Source organism: Bacillus sp. FJAT-27251, assembly GCF_001273925.1.
Lineage (GTDB): Bacteria > Bacillota > Bacilli > Bacillales > Cytobacillaceae > Mesobacillus_B.
Genome location: NZ_LIGG01000001.1, coordinates 2,068,318 through 2,083,963 on the forward strand (window position 1 = coordinate 2,068,318; position 15,646 = coordinate 2,083,963).

At 45.6% G+C, this 15,646-nt stretch carries 17 protein-coding genes; 12 read left to right on the forward strand and 5 right to left on the reverse strand.

Annotation, left to right across the window (positions count from 1 at the left end; translation table 11 throughout):
• Window positions 1-44 precede the first annotated feature (44 nt).
• Window positions 45-392, reverse strand: a complete 348-nt coding sequence (locus ADU22_RS09730) for a DUF3905 domain-containing protein (RefSeq protein ID WP_053361979.1) — start codon at window positions 390-392, stop codon at window positions 45-47.
• 138 nt (window positions 393-530) lie between these two features.
• Here ADU22_RS09730 and ykzP point away from each other — a divergent pair, with 138 nt between their 5' ends.
• Together ykzP and ykzE are read left to right on the forward strand one after the other, a co-directional pair.
• Entirely contained in the window at window positions 531-692 is a 162-nt protein-coding gene (ykzP, locus tag ADU22_RS24950) for a protein YkzP (RefSeq protein WP_197280042.1), read from the forward strand.
• Window positions 689-826: a protein YkzE gene (ykzE, locus tag ADU22_RS25615; protein ID WP_502688740.1), complete on the forward strand. Its 138-nt coding sequence runs from the start codon at window positions 689-691 to the stop codon at window positions 824-826. Before ykzP ends, ykzE begins: the two co-directional genes overlap by 4 nt.
• 11 nt (window positions 827-837) lie before the next feature.
• Here ykzE and ADU22_RS09735 read toward each other — a convergent pair whose 3' ends face one another.
• Both ADU22_RS09735 and ADU22_RS09740 read right to left on the reverse strand, forming a co-directional pair.
• Window positions 838-2,586, reverse strand: a complete 1,749-nt coding sequence (locus ADU22_RS09735; RefSeq protein ID WP_053361980.1) for a B12-binding domain-containing radical SAM protein — start codon at window positions 2,584-2,586, stop codon at window positions 838-840.
• A gap of 123 nt (window positions 2,587-2,709) precedes the next feature.
• Window positions 2,710-3,753 (reverse strand): acyltransferase family protein, encoded by a 1,044-nt coding sequence (locus tag ADU22_RS09740; protein WP_053361981.1) that lies wholly within the window; start codon window positions 3,751-3,753, stop codon window positions 2,710-2,712.
• A gap of 316 nt (window positions 3,754-4,069) precedes the next feature.
• On the opposite strand from ADU22_RS09740, the gene ADU22_RS09745 reads away from it, so the two are divergent.
• The 8 genes from ADU22_RS09745 (at window position 4,070) to ADU22_RS09780 (ending at window position 11,998) form a co-directional block, all read left to right on the forward strand.
• Window positions 4,070-5,083 carry a 2-oxoacid:acceptor oxidoreductase family protein gene (locus tag ADU22_RS09745; RefSeq protein ID WP_053361982.1) on the forward strand — a complete coding sequence of 338 codons (1,014 nt, stop codon included), beginning with the start codon at window positions 4,070-4,072 and terminating at the stop codon, window positions 5,081-5,083.
• Window positions 5,083-7,377 (forward strand): thiamine pyrophosphate-dependent enzyme, encoded by a 2,295-nt coding sequence (locus tag ADU22_RS09750; protein ID WP_053361983.1) that lies wholly within the window; start codon window positions 5,083-5,085, stop codon window positions 7,375-7,377. The genes ADU22_RS09745 and ADU22_RS09750 overlap by 1 nt, the downstream gene beginning before the upstream one ends.
• An 86-nt stretch (window positions 7,378-7,463) precedes the next feature.
• Window positions 7,464-7,985, forward strand: coding sequence for a methylated-DNA--[protein]-cysteine S-methyltransferase (locus tag ADU22_RS09755; protein ID WP_156324327.1), 522 nt, complete (start codon window positions 7,464-7,466; stop codon window positions 7,983-7,985).
• A 110-nt stretch (window positions 7,986-8,095) separates the two neighbouring features.
• The gene (locus ADU22_RS09760; protein ID WP_053361984.1) at window positions 8,096-8,344 is read left to right on the forward strand and encodes an aspartyl-phosphate phosphatase Spo0E family protein; all 249 of its coding nucleotides are present in this window, start codon (window positions 8,096-8,098) and stop codon (window positions 8,342-8,344) included.
• A gap of 212 nt (window positions 8,345-8,556) precedes the next feature.
• Window positions 8,557-9,381 carry an electron transfer flavoprotein subunit beta/FixA family protein gene (locus tag ADU22_RS09765; RefSeq protein ID WP_053361985.1) on the forward strand — a complete coding sequence of 275 codons (825 nt, stop codon included), beginning with the start codon at window positions 8,557-8,559 and terminating at the stop codon, window positions 9,379-9,381.
• A 19-nt stretch (window positions 9,382-9,400) separates the two neighbouring features.
• Window positions 9,401-10,426, forward strand: coding sequence for an electron transfer flavoprotein subunit alpha/FixB family protein (locus ADU22_RS09770; protein WP_053361986.1), 1,026 nt, complete (start codon window positions 9,401-9,403; stop codon window positions 10,424-10,426).
• The gene (locus tag ADU22_RS09775; protein WP_053361987.1) at window positions 10,419-11,714 is read left to right on the forward strand and encodes an FAD-dependent oxidoreductase; all 1,296 of its coding nucleotides are present in this window, start codon (window positions 10,419-10,421) and stop codon (window positions 11,712-11,714) included. Before ADU22_RS09770 ends, ADU22_RS09775 begins: the two co-directional genes overlap by 8 nt.
• Window positions 11,714-11,998: a ferredoxin family protein gene (locus ADU22_RS09780; RefSeq protein WP_046525954.1), complete on the forward strand. Its 285-nt coding sequence runs from the start codon at window positions 11,714-11,716 to the stop codon at window positions 11,996-11,998. The genes ADU22_RS09775 and ADU22_RS09780 overlap by 1 nt, the downstream gene beginning before the upstream one ends.
• A 166-nt stretch (window positions 11,999-12,164) precedes the next feature.
• Here the strand turns inward: ADU22_RS09780 and ADU22_RS09785 are convergent, their stop codons facing one another.
• Window positions 12,165-12,500 (reverse strand): hypothetical protein, encoded by a 336-nt coding sequence (locus tag ADU22_RS09785; RefSeq protein ID WP_053361988.1) that lies wholly within the window; start codon window positions 12,498-12,500, stop codon window positions 12,165-12,167.
• Window positions 12,501-12,698: 198 nt separating this feature from the next.
• On the opposite strand from ADU22_RS09785, the gene ADU22_RS09790 reads away from it, so the two are divergent.
• Window positions 12,699-13,226: a hemerythrin domain-containing protein gene (locus tag ADU22_RS09790; RefSeq protein ID WP_069187969.1), complete on the forward strand. Its 528-nt coding sequence runs from the start codon at window positions 12,699-12,701 to the stop codon at window positions 13,224-13,226.
• A gap of 39 nt (window positions 13,227-13,265) precedes the next feature.
• Here the strand turns inward: ADU22_RS09790 and ADU22_RS09795 are convergent, their stop codons facing one another.
• Window positions 13,266-14,498 carry an MFS transporter gene (locus tag ADU22_RS09795; RefSeq protein ID WP_053361989.1) on the reverse strand — a complete coding sequence of 411 codons (1,233 nt, stop codon included), beginning with the start codon at window positions 14,496-14,498 and terminating at the stop codon, window positions 13,266-13,268.
• Between the two features lie 152 nt (window positions 14,499-14,650).
• Here ADU22_RS09795 and ADU22_RS09800 point away from each other — a divergent pair.
• The coding region (locus ADU22_RS09800) for a phosphotransferase enzyme family protein (protein ID WP_053361990.1) at window positions 14,651-15,646 on the forward strand (996 nt) is incomplete at its 3' end.

Here is a 15,646-nt window from a genome sequence, read left to right on the forward strand (position 1 = left end):
CCTCCAGCGCCTGTCGGGGCTGGACAGGCACCTCCGCTTTTCTGTTAATCCTGTCCTTTACTAACATCTATTGTCGGGTGCATGAATGGATAGGCCTGAGGTTTTCTCTTTTCCTCGAGCAGCTCCTGGTTTTCTGTTGTGTTCCAGCCAATATCATTGGTGGGGTGTACCCACTGGGGTCCTGCCATGATTGCAGGGTCGGTTTTGTCGCTCCAGGTTTCCAATGGGGAATTGCTGGATGCATAATGGCTGTCCCCAATCACCACCCCATGCTCGTTTGCAAACGGTGGCTCCATCTCTATTCCCGTGCCTTTAAAGCTAGGGGCACTAATTTGATGCGGCAGACTGCCATCGATATCCAGTGGTGCCAATTTTTTGTTCTTCTTTTCCATGAAGTATCACCCTTTTTGCTTAGTTTCTGCCGGCGTCATAAATTTATAAGCAGCCTTTTGATGAAAAAACAGGAAAGTCGGATCATACATAATTGACAGGCGGCTGCTGAAAATAAAGGCACGGGGGTGGTTATAAAAATGGCAAAGCGCAAAGCAGAGAGAAACGCAGTTGAAAAGTATTCAAAAACGCCGCATCGAAATACGCATGAGTCCGAATTCTCCGCAGAATTTGCGCGAGGAGAAGATGCGGGGAAATTTGCCAATCGAAATTCCAAACAGGGAAGAAAGGGCAGGATATGAGGAAGCACAAACAGCACGTCAAGTCTCTTCCTGCTGTAAATGTGGAGTTCGGGAACGAGTTTGGGGATATAAATGCAGCAAAGCTGTATGAAAGGGAATTTCCCAAAAAGAAAAAAGGCAAGGACCAAAAATGAAAAAGCCGGCATTATGCCGGCTTTAGCTGTGATTTACTGCAGGAAAAGGCTTCTGCTTTTTCAAGGGATGGGTGATAGTAAACAAGAAGTACGGAGGGGGTATGTTCTATTTCTCCCGTTGCAAGGTACTTTTCCAGGTTGAATGAGAGTTCTTCAAGGACAGTATGCTTGTACAATTCTTTTTCCGCCAGGTTCAACGAATGGAGGAAAATACCGCTGTTAATCACTTTTTGGTACATTTCGGTTCGTTCGTTCTTCTCCATATCGAGCTTCCACCACGGCTTGCGCGGCTTTTGTTTTTTCCCGGCCAGATAATCGTATTTCATCAGTCCTTCAATGACAGAAAGGTCTTCTGTTTTCCGTTCCTTTAAAAACTGGTGGAGCCGCCTGAACAAATCCTCCAGCTGGTGGCCAATCCTTGACCATCCCTGCTTTTCCCAGAATGCCCCGAAGTCCTGGAAAAAATCAAATGGAGTAGGAAATATCCTGGTGACAAGGTATTCAATGGTTTGGTCCATCCGATGGTCGTTCCAGTATTTTTCAAGTACGTCCTCGACCTGTTTAATACGAATGATATCAGCAAATGGCAGGACATTGTTGCCGAGAATTTCATATGGAGAGTTATCCATATACACATAGTCGTGATCAGCCGCACGCAGCCTAAGCCCTGTTCCCCGCAGCATCTTTAGGAAACCGAGCTGCAGTTCTTCTGGTCTCATGGCGAAAACGTCGTTAAAGGTTTTCTTAAAGGAATGATAATCTTCTTCAGGCAGTCCGGCGATCAGGTCGAGATGCTGATCAATCTTGCCGCCCTCTTTTACCATTGTGACGGTGCGCTTCAGCTTATCAAAATTTTGTTTCCGCATCACAAGCTCATTTGTCTCGTCATTGGTTGACTGGACCCCGATTTCGAAACGGAACAGGCCATCAGGAGCGTTATTGTTAAGAAATTCAATTACCTCAGGCCTCATGATATCCGCAGTAATTTCGAATTGGAACACGGTTCCGGGGACATGCTCGTCAATTAGAAATTGGAACATTTCCATTGCATAGCTTCGGCTGATGTTAAAAGTTCTGTCGACAAATTTAATCGTCCTTGCTCCATTTGCCATCAAATAACGAATATCTTCTTTTACTTTTTCCCGGTCGAAATAGCGGACACCTACTTCGATGGAGGAGAGGCAAAACTGGCAGCTGAAAGGGCAGCCTCGGCTTGTCTCGATATAAATGACACGTTTTGATAAATGGGGGATATCTTCAGCAAATCGGTGCGGAGAAGGCAGTTCTTTTAAATCAACCTTGTTGCTTTGCGGAATGATTTTGACTTTGCCTTCCTTCCGGTAAGCAATGCCTGGAACGGAATCATAGTCTTTGCTGCCTGCCAATTGGCCAAGCAGCTGTTTGAACGTCTTTTCACCTTCCCCAATGACTATGAAATCAAACTCATTGACCTTCTCCATCCATTCGTGGACATCATAGGTCACTTCTGGCCCGCCGACAATGATTTGGATGGAAGGATTGATTTTCTTGATCATCTTAATGGCTTTGATTGTTTCTTCGATATTCCATATATAACAGCTGAAGCCGATGACTTCCGGAGCTTTCTGCATTAGATCCGAAACGATGTTGATGATGGGGTCTTTAATCGTATATTCGGCAAGCGCTACATCAAACTCAGGCTCGGCGTAAGCTTTCAAGTAGCGAATGGCAATATTGGTGTGGATGTATTTTGCGTTTAAAGTGGCGCAAATAATGTTCATAATATGCTCCTTTGTAAAAAATACCTTTGTTCTCATATAGCATATTGCTTAAGACTCAACTTATTATTATACTCCATTTTCACCAAAATGGATAGAGCCCATCCACGAGGACGGGCTCTTTGTCTAGCTGCTGTGCAGCCTGCCTTTTTTGTTTTTATCTAATTCAGACATTCTCGATTTATATTTCTCCATTTGCGAAGCCTTTAATTCAATTAAAGGCTGCGCAGCGGCTTTGATTACTTTGCTTGAAAGGACAAGCGTCAGAAGCAAGGCGATAGCCGCCAGCAGCAAAAAGTCCTTTGGTTCGGTAAAATAGCCGCTGATTTGGCTTTCGCGGAAGGTGCGGACAAAAAAGCCGTGCAGCAGGTAGACATATAAAGTGTTCCTGCCCAGCCTGGTAAAGAAGTACTGTCCTGTAGGAACAATGGCAAGGAAACTAAAAACCATGATGGTGCTCAGCAGGTAAAGCCCAAGCCTGACGAAACTGGCTGCATAAAGGTCAATTTCCATCGCGCCGTAGGGTTTTGAACCTAACAGCCATTTGTAATCAAGCTGAGGGAACAGGTAAAACCCTATAAATGCGATGGCAAACGGAACCAATGCAGCCATACGGAAGCCTGGCCGTGTCAGTATTTTTAAATGGTCCTTTGTCAAATGGTATCCTAACAGGAACATTGGAAAGAAGACAAAGGTCCTTGAAAGGCTGAGATAATTTGAAACCCAGTCTATATAGCCGACCCCAAGGCCTAATGCAAACGCAAGTGCAAGGCCGGTGGCTGTCTTTATTCGTGAAAATCCCAACAGCATGATATGCCAGCAGAACAGGCTGACCAGAAACCAGAGCGACCAGTGCGGATTGAATGGGTCCACTGTCAATTGAGATTTATTAAAAAGAAAATAATAATACACAGAGTAGATCAGCTGGAAAATTAAATAAGGCAAAATCAGCTTTTTGGCAATCTTTTTTATATATCCTTTTTCATAGATTCCCCTCGCGAAAAAGCCGGATATCAAGATGAAAGCTGGCATATGGAACGTGTAGATTACCTTGTAAAGAGTAAAGACCATCTCGTTATCTTCTATGAATGTACGAAGCAGATGGCCAAAAACCACAAAAAAGATCAGGATGAATTTGGCGTTGTCAAAGTAAAATTCCCGTTGTTTCATAAGTCCTCCCCTGTTTTAGACCCCCGCTCTTTTTTATCCTATTTCAACACAAATCAAACTGGGAAAATAGTATAGTTTTATGGCTGCGGTGGAACGAAATGTCAATGGCGCATACTGTTATATAAAGAATGAAATGCTGTACTATATAAGTTCAATTAGAAGAAGTATTGTCGATGCGGGGTTTAGTGTAAAGCTGAAATAAGTGTATCAGCAAAAAGTATTATACCTATGATATAGATCACAGCGCAAAAACTGAGAGGTGCTTAAAATGAAAATAGGTCAATTTGCATCAAAAGGATGATTGGGGAGGGAACTTATGTCTATTTTGCCAAAAAGAAACGAATTGGGGTTTTATGAAATCAGGCTGGAATCGATTGGCGGCCTTGGTGCCAATCTGGCGGGGAAAATGCTTGCCGAAGCTGGGGTATTTGGCTTGGGCCTTAACGCCTCCAACTTTGCTTCTTATGGATCGGAAAAAAAGGGCTCACCGGTAAAGAGTTTTATCCGATTTTGTGATCAGGACACGGAAATTCGGATACATAGCCCCATCGAACAGCCTCATCTTATAGGAGTATTCCATGAAGCGCTTTATAAAATGGTGGACGTAGCGAGCGGCCTGGGACCTGATGGCATCCTCCTGGTCAATACCACGAGGAGTTTTGACGAAATAAAAAGCGATTTAAAGATTGAATATGGAACCATCGCTACTGTTGATGCCCTTGGCATCGCCGTGGAAGAAAAAACAAAGGTAAATACAGCCATGCTTGGGGCACTTTTCAGGATTTGCGGCTTTCTTGATCCGGAAGCGATGAAAGAAGTGATCCGGAAGACATTCGAAAAGAAATATCCGCACCTTGTCGAACCAAATATCCGAACTTTTGAAAGAGGCTACCAATCTGTCGAGTTTAAAACCTATCAAATGGATATAAATTCAAAAGGAATGAAATTCACCCGTCCCATGCCCCAGCTGGGATACCAGACGCAGGAAATTGGCGGAGTGCTGACAGCCCAGGGAAACAGTATCCTAAAGGACCTAGGCGGTTCACGGCAAGGATTTTTGCCCAAGTTTGTCCAGGAGGAATGCATTCACTGTGCAGCCTGCGATACTGCCTGTCCGGACTTCTGCTTTGTCTGGAGTGAAGGGGAAGATAAGCGCGGCCGCAAGCAAATGTTTTTGCAGGGGATCGATTATCAGTACTGCAAAGGGTGCCTTAAGTGTGTGGAAGCCTGTCCAACGACAGCGTTGAGTGATTTGCGGGAGTCAATTGGCTACGCGGAAGCCAACCAGGTAAAACATTCATTTCCGTATGTGACAGGAGGGATTTCTTAATGTCTTTACTTGAAGAGACGCTAAAAACGGTGGACGCTGCAGAACAGGTTACAACGTTCGAATCGGGCAATGAAATGGCGGCTATGGCAGCTGCCCAGATTAATTATCATATCATGGGCTACTTTCCAATTACGCCTTCCACAGAAGTTGCCCAGTACCTTGATCAAATGAAGGCAAGGGGAGAACATGACATAAAGCTGATTGCCGCAGATGGGGAACATGGTTCCGCCGGGATCTGTTACGGAGCTGCCGCTACTGGTGCACGGGTGTTCAATGCTACAAGTGCAAATGGCTTGATGTATATGCTTGAACAGCTGCCAGTGCAGTCCGGAACACGCTTTCCAATGGTGATGAACCTCGTGACAAGGGCTATTTCAGGGCCGTTGGATATCCGCGGGGACCATTCGGATTTGTACTTTGCCCTGAATACAGGCTGGGTCATCCTGACGGCAAGGACCCCCCAGGCCGTTTACGATATGAATATCATGGCGCTGAAGATTGCTGAACACTCTGAAGTACGGCTGCCTGTGATGGTTGCCTATGATGGATTTTTCACTTCCCACCAAAAACGCAGGGTAAATTATTTTAAGGACAGGAAAGTGGTCCAGAAGTTTGTTGGCGATTGCCCGACAGATTACCACTTTGCCAGGGACCCGGAGAGACCGGTCACGATTGGTGCCCATATGAATGGGGATGATTTGATTAACAATCACTTCCAGCAGTCGGAAGCCATGTATAAAGCGGCTGACGTCTATCGGGAAGTGGCACAGGAATATGCCAGGCTGTCTGGAAGGCAGTACGGCATTCTTGACCTTTACAGGATGGAAGATGCCGAAGTGGCACTCTTCCTCTTGAACTCAGCGGCTGAATCAGCGAAGGATGTTGTAGATAAATTGCGCAGCCAGGGAATCAAGGCAGGGGTGATCAGCCCCAATATCATTCGCCCATTCCCGGCAGAGGAAATCCGGGAAGCACTGCGGAACGTTAAAGCTGTTCTGGTTGGAGAGCGTGCAGATTCATATGGCGGACATGGACCAAATTTGACACATGAAGTCAAAGCAGCGTTAAAGGACGATAAATGGAATAAAACCATTGTCCTGAGCAGGGTATTTGGGCTAGGGGGAAAAGATTTCTACGCCGATGATGCGGAAGCTTTCTTCAACACGGCCATTTTGGCAATGGAAAAAGGGTATGCCGACAGGCCTTTTGACTACTATGGACATACGCCGGGTAACCCCGATAAGAAGCTTGCCCCGGTCATAGTCCCGCAGCATGGTGAGAGCTATCATTCCGGATTGATCAGTGTCTCAATGGATGAGGAGTCCAAAAGGCTGAAAGTCAAGATTCCGCCGCTTAGAGCCTTGACGTCAAAACCGAAAAGAATTGCCTCGGGCCATGGTGCATGCCCGGGGTGTGGCATCTTTGGCGGCCTTGAAACATTCTTTAAGGGGATTGAAGGGGATATAGTTGTCCTTTACCAAACAGGCTGTGCCTATGTTACGACAACCGCTTATCCGTATACTTCGCACAAGCAGACCATGATCCATAACCTTTTCCAGAACGGGGCAGCGACTTTGTCTGGAACGGTTGAAGCATTTATGGAGCTTAAAGAGCGGGGTGAAATCGACGTTGCCTCTGATGCCACTTTCGTCATGATTACAGGAGATGGCGGCATGGACATCGGGATGGGGTCTGCCATTGGGACAGCACTGCGCAATCATAAACTGATTGTTCTCGAATATGACAACGAGGGCTATATGAATACGGGTTCCCAGATGTCGTATTCTACTCCCATGGGGCATATGACCAGTACTACCAATATTGGCAAAGTACAAAGAGGAAAAGCGTTCCATCATAAAGATACAGCCCAAATCATGGCTGCCACAAATATTCCATATGTTTTCACCGGTACAGAGGCCTTTCCTCAGGATCTTGTGAAAAAGGCAGCCAAGGCTCAATGGTATGCCCAAAATGTGGGAATGGTGTACGGGAAGATCCTGATTACCTGCCCTTTAAACTGGAAATCGGAAGACCGATACGGGCAGACCATCATGGAAGCGGCTGTGAATTCAAACTTTTTCCCGCTGTACGAAGTGGAACAGGGAAAAACAGTGATTACATTTGACCCAGAGGCCAAGAAAAAGAACATTCCTTTAGCAGATTGGCTCAAGTGGATGGGGAAAACTAAACATCTATTAAAAGAGGAAAATGTACATCTATTAAAACAGTTTGAAGAAGAAGTGGAGCGAAGATGGCAGCGCCTTAAGGCGAAACATGAGAATCCTTATCTATAAATGGCAGAGAAGCAAGGGAAAGACCTTTGCTTCTTTTTTCAATTCCATATATATTGGGAAAAAGAATGATAAAAGGAGGAGTATGGATGAGAACCTATGCAATTTTGGATACCTTAATAGGCCCTCTTTATCTGGTGGCTGATACTGGGAAGCTGGCTGCAGTCCATATTGGAGAGGAAGACTTCTTGGCAAATGAAAACAAAGATGAACTGAAGGAGGCCCCTTGCAGTCAGCCTCTTCAGGAAGCAACCCGGCAAATGGAAGAATACTTTTCGGGAGCGAGAATCAAGTTTGAACTGCCCATTGCATGCCTTGGCACTGACTTTCAACTCGATGTCTGGAAGCATCTGTCCGAGATTCCCTTCGGTACGACCCGGAGCTATCAGGAGGTTGCGGAGGCAATCGGCAGGCCAAAAGCTGTGAGGGCAGTTGGACAGGCAAATAAGGCTAATAAACTGCCAATCGTCATCCCTTGCCACAGAGTAATTGGCAAAAATAGGAGTCTTACAGGCTATGCCGGAACGAGGACGGATATTAAAGATCAGCTTCTTCGCCTGGAAGGGGCCAATTTCAAAGTCGAAAAAAAGAAAGTGGGGAAAAATGTCTAATTTTGCGAATCCATTTACATTAATTCGAAATTTTGTAATACTATTCTCGTAACGATAATTAATTAAGTAGACGAATTAAGGAAAGGGATTGAATTAGGAGGAATTTGAAAGTGCGCGATTTTGATAAAACCCTGATGATGCAAATACATGTCAAGAGGGAAGAAATGTTCGCTACTGCGCGCAAAAATGGATACAACAGCGAAGAAACGCTAGCATGCAGCCAGGAGCTTGACAAGCTAATTTACGAATACCAAACATCCATACAAAGCCGCCAGAAGGAAGAGCCAACCGAATGTCCTGCTTTTTTTCGTTTTTTTTGGTTTTTGCATAGGGTGATTAGTCCAGCCAGAAGTTCATAAATATTTCTCTAGCCGAAGCTTACCCACTGTCTAAGGACAGTGTTTTTTTTTTGTTTAGACAGACAATGGCTGTGGCATGCGGAAAATACAGAAGCGAGTGATATTTGTCATAGATGTGATTAAAATGTTTTTTATATTCTTAACTTACAAAGGTTTCAATGCTTTGGCAAAGAAAGAAAACGCTTTCAAATAAAAGGAGGGAAAATAGGGAAATGCATATCATTGTTTGTGTCAAGCAGGTGCCTGATACGAAAATCATTAAGATCAATCCAAAAACGAATACACTGGACCGAAGGAGCGCCCCAGCAATCTTGAACCCTTATGATGCTCACGCTGTACAAGAGGCTGTTAAAATCAAACAGCTCACAGGAGGAACTGTTTCTGTTCTGTCCATGGGTCCTCCCCAGGCAGTTTCCATCATAAAAAAGAGTATTGAGATTGGAGCAGACAAAGGCTATTTGATTTCAGACCGTGCATTTGCGGGGGCAGACACTTTGGCAACAAGCTATGCCTTATCGAAGGCCCTTGAGAGGATTTCAGAGGAACAGCCAATTGACATGGTTATATGCGGCAAGCATGCCATTGATGGCGACACCGGCCAAGTAGGCCCGGGCATAGCCAGGAGACTTGATATCCCCCCTGTCACCAATGTTATAGAGGTAACCGAGATTAAAACCGAGGAAAGGAAAATTAACCTTAAACGAAAACAATTGGGCGGTTATGAAGAAATCGAAGCCCAGCTACCATGTCTATTAACGGTAGAGAAAGAGGTAAATGCAATCGAATATGCCCCAATGTCCAATATGATCCGAGCTGCCCGATATGAGCCTGTCGTCTGGACGGTGGACGATTTGGGAGAGGTCGACAGAAGCCAGCTCGGGCTAAAAGGCTCCCCGACTGTCGTTGGGAAAATGTTTACACCTCCAAGGCCGGCAGGAGGGAAAAAGCTGGAAGGCACAATCGATGAACAGGTGAAAGAGCTTACCGGGTTATTGAGAGAAAAGCAGGATTTATTTCAGTTTAACGTTAATTCCTAAAAAATGAGGGGGATTCCGCATGGGAGAAAACCTTGGCGTCTGGGTATTTATTGAAGTGAATGATCAAAAAATAGAAGGCGTTTCGCTGGAGTTGCTCGGAGCGGGGCGACAGCTTGCTGACAAGCTGAATGTTCCGCTTGCCGGGGTACTGCTTGGGGATGGAGTCAAAAACCTTGCGAGTGATGTCATTAGTTATGGCGCCGATATCGTTTACGTCGTTGACCACCCGGTATTAAAACTGTACCGGACAGAAGCTTATATGAAAGCGGTCATTTCCTTGGCCGAGAAATACAAGCCCGAAATTTTCCTTTATGGAGCAACGCCTAATGGGAAAGACCTCGCCAGTGCAGTCGCCACGGACTTGAGCACCGGATTGACAGCTGACACCACCATGCTTGATGTCGATCTCGATAAAAGGCTTCTTGAGGCAAGCAGACCTGCATTTGGCGGGAATATCATGGCCACCATTTTATGCAAGAAGCACAGGCCGCAAATGGCGACAGTCCGGCCGAAGGTAATGCAGGCTCTTGATCCGGACCATGGAAGGCTGGGAAAAGTCATTGAAGAAGAACTGCATCTTCGGGAAGAGGACATGCGCACCAGAGTGCTAAGAATTGTGAAAGAGGTCACAAAAGCGGCGAGCCTTGCCGAGGCGGATGTGATTGTAGCGGGGGGGAAAGGCCTGGGAGATCTTCAAGGGTTCCAGCTGATTCATGACTTCGCCGAAACGATTGGAGCCAGTGTGGCTGGTACTCGGGACGCAGTGGAAGCGGGGTGGCTGCCTCATGAACTGCAGATTGGCCAGACTGGTGAGACGGTAACACCTAAATTATACTTTGCCATTGGAATATCGGGGGCCATCCAGCATGTTGTCGGCATGAAAAACTCCGAACTTATCATTGCCATCAACAAGGATCCAAAGGCCCCGATTTTTGATGTGGCCACCTACGGAATCGTTGGAGACGCACATGAAGTCATCCCAAAATTAATTCAGCAGTTTAAAGAGATGAGCAAGGAGAAGGGCGGGGAATTGAGCTATGCCTGATAAATTTGATGTCATTGTTGTTGGGGCCGGCCCTGCCGGAACTTCCTGTGCTTATGTTTGTGCAAGGAATGGTCTGAATGTCCTTTTGATTGAACGAGGTGAATATCCCGGCAGCAAAAATGTAATGGGAGGGGTCCTTTACAGAAAACAAATGGAAGATCTTATCCCGGAATTTTGGAAGGAAGCCCCTCTTGAGAGACCTGTCGTTGAACAGAGGTTCTGGATGATGGACAAAGAATCGGTTGTCCAGTTTGGCTACAAAGGGCTCGAATGGGGAATGGAGCCTTATAATAATTTCACGGTCCTAAGGGCCCAGTTTGATCAGTGGTTTGCCCAAAAAGCGGTTGAAGCAGGTGTCTTGCTGATAAATGAGACAGTCGTATCGGAATGCCTTGTTGAAAACGGAAAAGTGGTGGGGGTGCGTACCGACCGCCCTGACGGTGACGTGTTCGCCGATGTAGTCGTGCTGGCAGATGGAGTGAACTCCCTGCTTGGCAAGCAGCTCGGGTTCCATAAGGAATTCAGGCCGGATGAAGTGGCATTGACCGCCATGGAAGTAATCAACCTGCCGAAGGAAAAGATCAATGACCGATTCAATCTTCATGAAAACCAGGGGTGCACCATTGAGATATTTGGGGACTCCACCAAGGGCAATCTGGGAACTGCCTTCCTCTACACCAACAAGGAAAGCCTCAATATTGGCGTTGGCACAACCTTGTCAAGCATGATCAAGGCCAGGCTGAAGCCTTATGACCTGCTGGATTACCTGAAAAACCATCCGATGGTAAAGCCTTATCTGGAAGGCGGGGAATCAGCAGAATATCTTGCCCACCTTATTCCGGAGGGAGGATATCATTCAGTGCCCAAAGTGGCAGGCAACGGGGTAGTCGTAATTGGAGATGCCGCCCAGCTTGTGAACGCGATTCATCGGGAAGGGTCGAACATGGCCATGGCATCAGGGAAAATGGCCGCTGAAGCCATTATTGCGGCAAAGGCTGCAGGCAATTTTAGTGAAGCCAGTCTCAACCGATACCGGGAAGCACTTTATGACAGCTTTATAATAAAGGATTTGGAGAAATATAAAAATGCTGCCCATACCTTTGAAAACCATCCACAGTATTTTAATGAATATGTACCGATGCTGAATCGTGCTGCTAGCAAATTTTTTACCGTCGATGGGACGCCAAAGAGGGTGAAACAGAAGGAAATCATGCGCAGCATTACAAAAGAAAAAGGTACCATCAAGGTTATGCAGGATATGTATCGTGCCTGGAAGGCGGTGAAATAATGTCGACAAAAACCATTGAAGAAAAACAGTATCTGCTTAGATTCAAGTGTGATACAAAGTCGCATTTGACCGTTCTTGACTACGAAGTATGCAAGACAAACTGCCCGGATAAATTATGCACAGTGTTTTGCCCGGCAGAAGTATACAAGTGGGAAGGAAACCGGATGCAGGTTGGTTATGAAGGCTGCCATGAATGCGGCAGCTGCAGGATTGGCTGCCCGCACCAGAACATTAAGTGGGAATACCCAAAAGGCGGTCACGGAATCGTTTTCCGTCTTGCATGAAGAAAAAGGCACTGGACTTTGTTCCAGTGCCTTCCTGCATGTAGAGCATGGGTGTTGGGATATTTGCTCAATTATAATGATTGTGTCATCCGAGTTTTAAATATATGTAGATTCTTTCACATTGAGGGATAAAAAGAAGAAAAGCAGAATAGGGGAGTGAAAAGGGTCAGCCTATTTTCTCTAAGTCAGCAGGAATAGTTTCCTGGGCACGCATCTCATTTTTCATTAAACCTGCCATCTTATATGCCTCATCGAGTCTGGGAAAGGATTCAGAGGAGAAACAGGCTTTATTTGCATTGAAGGTCCCGTCGCTGTTTGCTGCAAAAACGGAAACCTTCCATGTATAAAGGTTTCCTTCTGGCAAAGGCATCCCTTCCAAAGCGATCAGCCAGTGGGAAGAGGCTGGCCGCTTAGTGACCGGGCCGGGAAGGAACTTGCTGTCATAAGGCATGGCGGGAACAAGCGCAGTACTGTAAAAATCAAGATAATATTGATTTTGCATATTATATCCCTCCTTATTCATTTAGTATATTTTTATTATAAAAGGAAAAGACGTTTAAGTTTACAGAATATTTGTTAATCTTTTGTGAATAAAAATCTTTCAAATGTTATCTTTCTCACAGTGATGGACGTCACTACATAATCATCGTCAGGATTTTATACTAAAATCATAAAACATCATAAAAGGGGCTGGATGAATATGGCGGGTTGCATGAGCACAATGGCTGGAGATGGACAGGGCGTTTTATCTGAAGGACTGAAACAACTAAAAAGTGAACATCCTCCTTTATTGGATAAACTTGAGGTTTTATTGGGGCTGTGTACGAGTGTGGAAAAGGACGACAATCCGGTGGAAGCTTTTGCGAAGCTGCGGCCGGCTGTAATTGAGTTTTTTAATGAACTTGAGCCCCATTCGGAAAGGGAGGAAGGGGTCCTATTTGAAATGATGGCTGCCTATATCGGAAGGGAGATGGGCCCAATCGCTGTGATGGAGTATGAACATGACCGGGCAAAATCCCTCATTGGCGCTTTTCTTGGCAATACGGAAAATGGGCATGGGCACCATACGGAGGAAATGATGAAACAGGATGCCATCCTTGTCAAACAAGCTTATTTTACGCTTGTCGACCATTTTTCAAAGGAAGAGAATGTTTTGTTCCTTATGGCCGAAAGAATGCTGACAGAAGCAGAAAAACAGGAACTGGCAGAGAGAATAAGGATCAAATAGAAAAGGAGAGGCGCACCTCTCCTTTTTTTACGGATAAAATCAGCTGTACCATTCCTCAAGCTTTCTGTCAGAGGGCAAAAGCAATGCTAATATGCCTAGTAATGGAAGGAAACCGGTAAAAATGATGGTCAATGGCAGACCAATCAGGTCGGCAAGATAACCGAGTGCAATGGAGCCGATAGCTCCCATTCCAAATGCAAGCCCGACTGTCAGTCCAGCCATTGTTCCAATCTTCCCTGGCACCAGTTCCTGGGCATAGACTACTGTTACCGAAAAGCTTGACATTAAAATAAATCCGCAGACGGCAAGCAGGACAAAAGCGGCTGCAGGAGGCACAAAAGGAAGTATGGCCGACAATGGGGCCGTGGCCATCATGGAAAGAAAGATGATGCGTTTCTTGCCAAAACGGTCGGCCAGGGGACCGCCAAAGAATGTGCCGAGCGCTCCAGTGACAAGGAATGCAAAAATGAATAGCTGTGATTCCCTGATGGTCAGCATATACTTTTCAATGGCATAAAAGGCATAAAAATTCGTAATGCCGGAGATATACCATGAACGCGCGAAAATGAGGAACAGGATGAGCAGCAGGGATAGTCTGACAGACTTTGAGACTGCTTTATCCACTTGTTTGGAAATTTTCTTCACTTTTGCCTTCAGTTTTGTTTCCTGGAGCTTCCTAGCGTACCAGTTTGCTATATACAATAGCAGCCCAACCGCCAAAGCGGCCACAATTGTAAATAAGGCAGCACCTTTCTGTCCCAATGGAACCAGAATCAGCGCCGTTATGAGCGGCGCAAGCGCCTGCCCCGAATTTCCGCCCACCTGGTAGATTGATTGCGCAAGTCCTCGGCGGGGACCTGCAGCCATGTAGGCAACCCTTGAGCCTTCAGGATGGAAGATGGCCGAACCAAGACCAATGAACAGTACAGAGGCAATGATCCATTCAAATCCTGGAGCGAATGCCAGGCCCAAGACGCCAAACATCGTAACAGTAAGGCCAATTGGCAAGGCATAAGGCATTGGCTTTTTATCGGCCATCAGTCCGATGACCGGCTGCATGATGGAGGAAACAATATTCAATGAAAATGCAATGAGTCCAAGCTGTGTAAATGATAGTCCCATTGATTTCTCCAGCACCGGAAACATCGCGGGAATCACGGACTGAATGGTGTCGTTCAGCAAGTGGCACAAGCCGATGATGAATAGAATTCTGTATGAGGTTGTCTCTTCCGGTTTGGCAATGTTGCGGACAACTGCTGTGCTTTGATTCAATACAATCGCCTTCTTTTCTAAAATCTTACATTCTTTCAAGCATAGTTGTATCTTAACTTAATATGGAGGGCAAGTGAATAAAAAAGTCTGCGTATCAATTGGCAGTTCATGTATAATTTACTTACTTTTATGAGGGGAAGGCAGGGGGAAGCGTGGAAAAAGACATCAGCATGCAATTAACTGAACAAGTGATGCAGGAAATCCTGAGTGAGTTTTATTTGGATAATGAATTTAGTTTGCTTGGTGATTTCGAGAACTTTGTTTACGAGGTCAGCAGGGATGGTACGCCATTCATATTGAGGATCAGCCACAGCAGCCACCGAACCAAGGAAAATCTTATATCCGAACTGGACTGGATGGGCCATTTGTTTGAAAAATCTCTGCCTGTACCGCAAGTACTCGAATCGAAGTCTCGGGAAAAGGTTATTAAAGTTCAAGCGGGAGACGGCTCCTTTTTCTTTGGCTGTTTATATACAAAGGCAAAAGGAGGACCGGTGCAAGTACGTTCAGAGGATTTCAAAGAACCATTGTTTGAAGTCTGGGGGCGTACCATCGGAAAAATGCACAATGTCACAAAAAGCTATACCCCTCCTAAAAGCATCCAGCCGCGCCCGAGTTGGCAAGAAGATGACCTTCTGCAATTTGGACATTACTATCCGGTACATGAAAAAGAGCTGGTTAAGAAAGCTGAAGATTTAGTAGAAACAATATCCAGTTTTCCAGTAAACCACGAAACCTTTGGCTTGGTTCACAGTGATCTCCACGCTGGCAATTTCTTTTACGACAAGAAGCAAATCAATGTTTTTGACTTCGACGACTCTGCCTATCACTGGTTTGCCTCAGACATGGCAATTCCCGTTTATTACTCCGTTTTATATGGGATACCAGCCACTCAGCAGGAAAAGAGGAATGCTTTTGCGAGAAGATTCCTGGCCTCCTTTATCAAAGGGTATGAAATGGAAAACACCTTGCCCGCTTGCTGGCAAAAACAGCTTCCCTATTTTTTCCGTCTTCGGGATGTTGTCCTCTATTCAGTTCTTCATAAAAAGATTGCAGTGGAAAACAGAAGTAAGGAAGTGAACGCCTTATTAGACGAAATTAGGACGCGGATAAGGGAAAAAGAGCCAATTGTCACTATTGGAGCCCAT

Excerpts from the sequence above, each read along its gene's own strand:
- ADU22_RS09730 (WP_053361979.1), bottom strand. The coding sequence starts at position 392 with ATGGAAAAGAAGAACAAAAAATTGGCACCACTGGATATCGATGGCAGT.
- ykzP (WP_197280042.1), top strand. The coding sequence starts at position 531 with ATGGCAAAGCGCAAAGCAGAGAGAAACGCAGTTGAAAAGTATTCAAAA.
- ykzE (WP_502688740.1), top strand. The coding sequence starts at position 689 with ATGAGGAAGCACAAACAGCACGTCAAGTCTCTTCCTGCTGTAAATGTG.
- ADU22_RS09735 (WP_053361980.1), bottom strand. The coding sequence starts at position 2,586 with ATGAACATTATTTGCGCCACTTTAAACGCAAAATACATCCACACCAAT.
- ADU22_RS09740 (WP_053361981.1), bottom strand. The coding sequence starts at position 3,753 with ATGAAACAACGGGAATTTTACTTTGACAACGCCAAATTCATCCTGATC.
- ADU22_RS09745 (WP_053361982.1), top strand. The coding sequence starts at position 4,070 with ATGTCTATTTTGCCAAAAAGAAACGAATTGGGGTTTTATGAAATCAGG.
- ADU22_RS09750 (WP_053361983.1), top strand. The coding sequence starts at position 5,083 with ATGTCTTTACTTGAAGAGACGCTAAAAACGGTGGACGCTGCAGAACAG.
- ADU22_RS09755 (WP_156324327.1), top strand. The coding sequence starts at position 7,464 with ATGAGAACCTATGCAATTTTGGATACCTTAATAGGCCCTCTTTATCTG.
- ADU22_RS09765 (WP_053361985.1), top strand. The coding sequence starts at position 8,557 with ATGCATATCATTGTTTGTGTCAAGCAGGTGCCTGATACGAAAATCATT.
- ADU22_RS09770 (WP_053361986.1), top strand. The coding sequence starts at position 9,401 with ATGGGAGAAAACCTTGGCGTCTGGGTATTTATTGAAGTGAATGATCAA.
- ADU22_RS09775 (WP_053361987.1), top strand. The coding sequence starts at position 10,419 with ATGCCTGATAAATTTGATGTCATTGTTGTTGGGGCCGGCCCTGCCGGA.
- ADU22_RS09780 (WP_046525954.1), top strand. The coding sequence starts at position 11,714 with ATGTCGACAAAAACCATTGAAGAAAAACAGTATCTGCTTAGATTCAAG.
- ADU22_RS09785 (WP_053361988.1), bottom strand. The coding sequence starts at position 12,500 with ATGCAAAATCAATATTATCTTGATTTTTACAGTACTGCGCTTGTTCCC.
- ADU22_RS09790 (WP_069187969.1), top strand. The coding sequence starts at position 12,699 with ATGGCGGGTTGCATGAGCACAATGGCTGGAGATGGACAGGGCGTTTTA.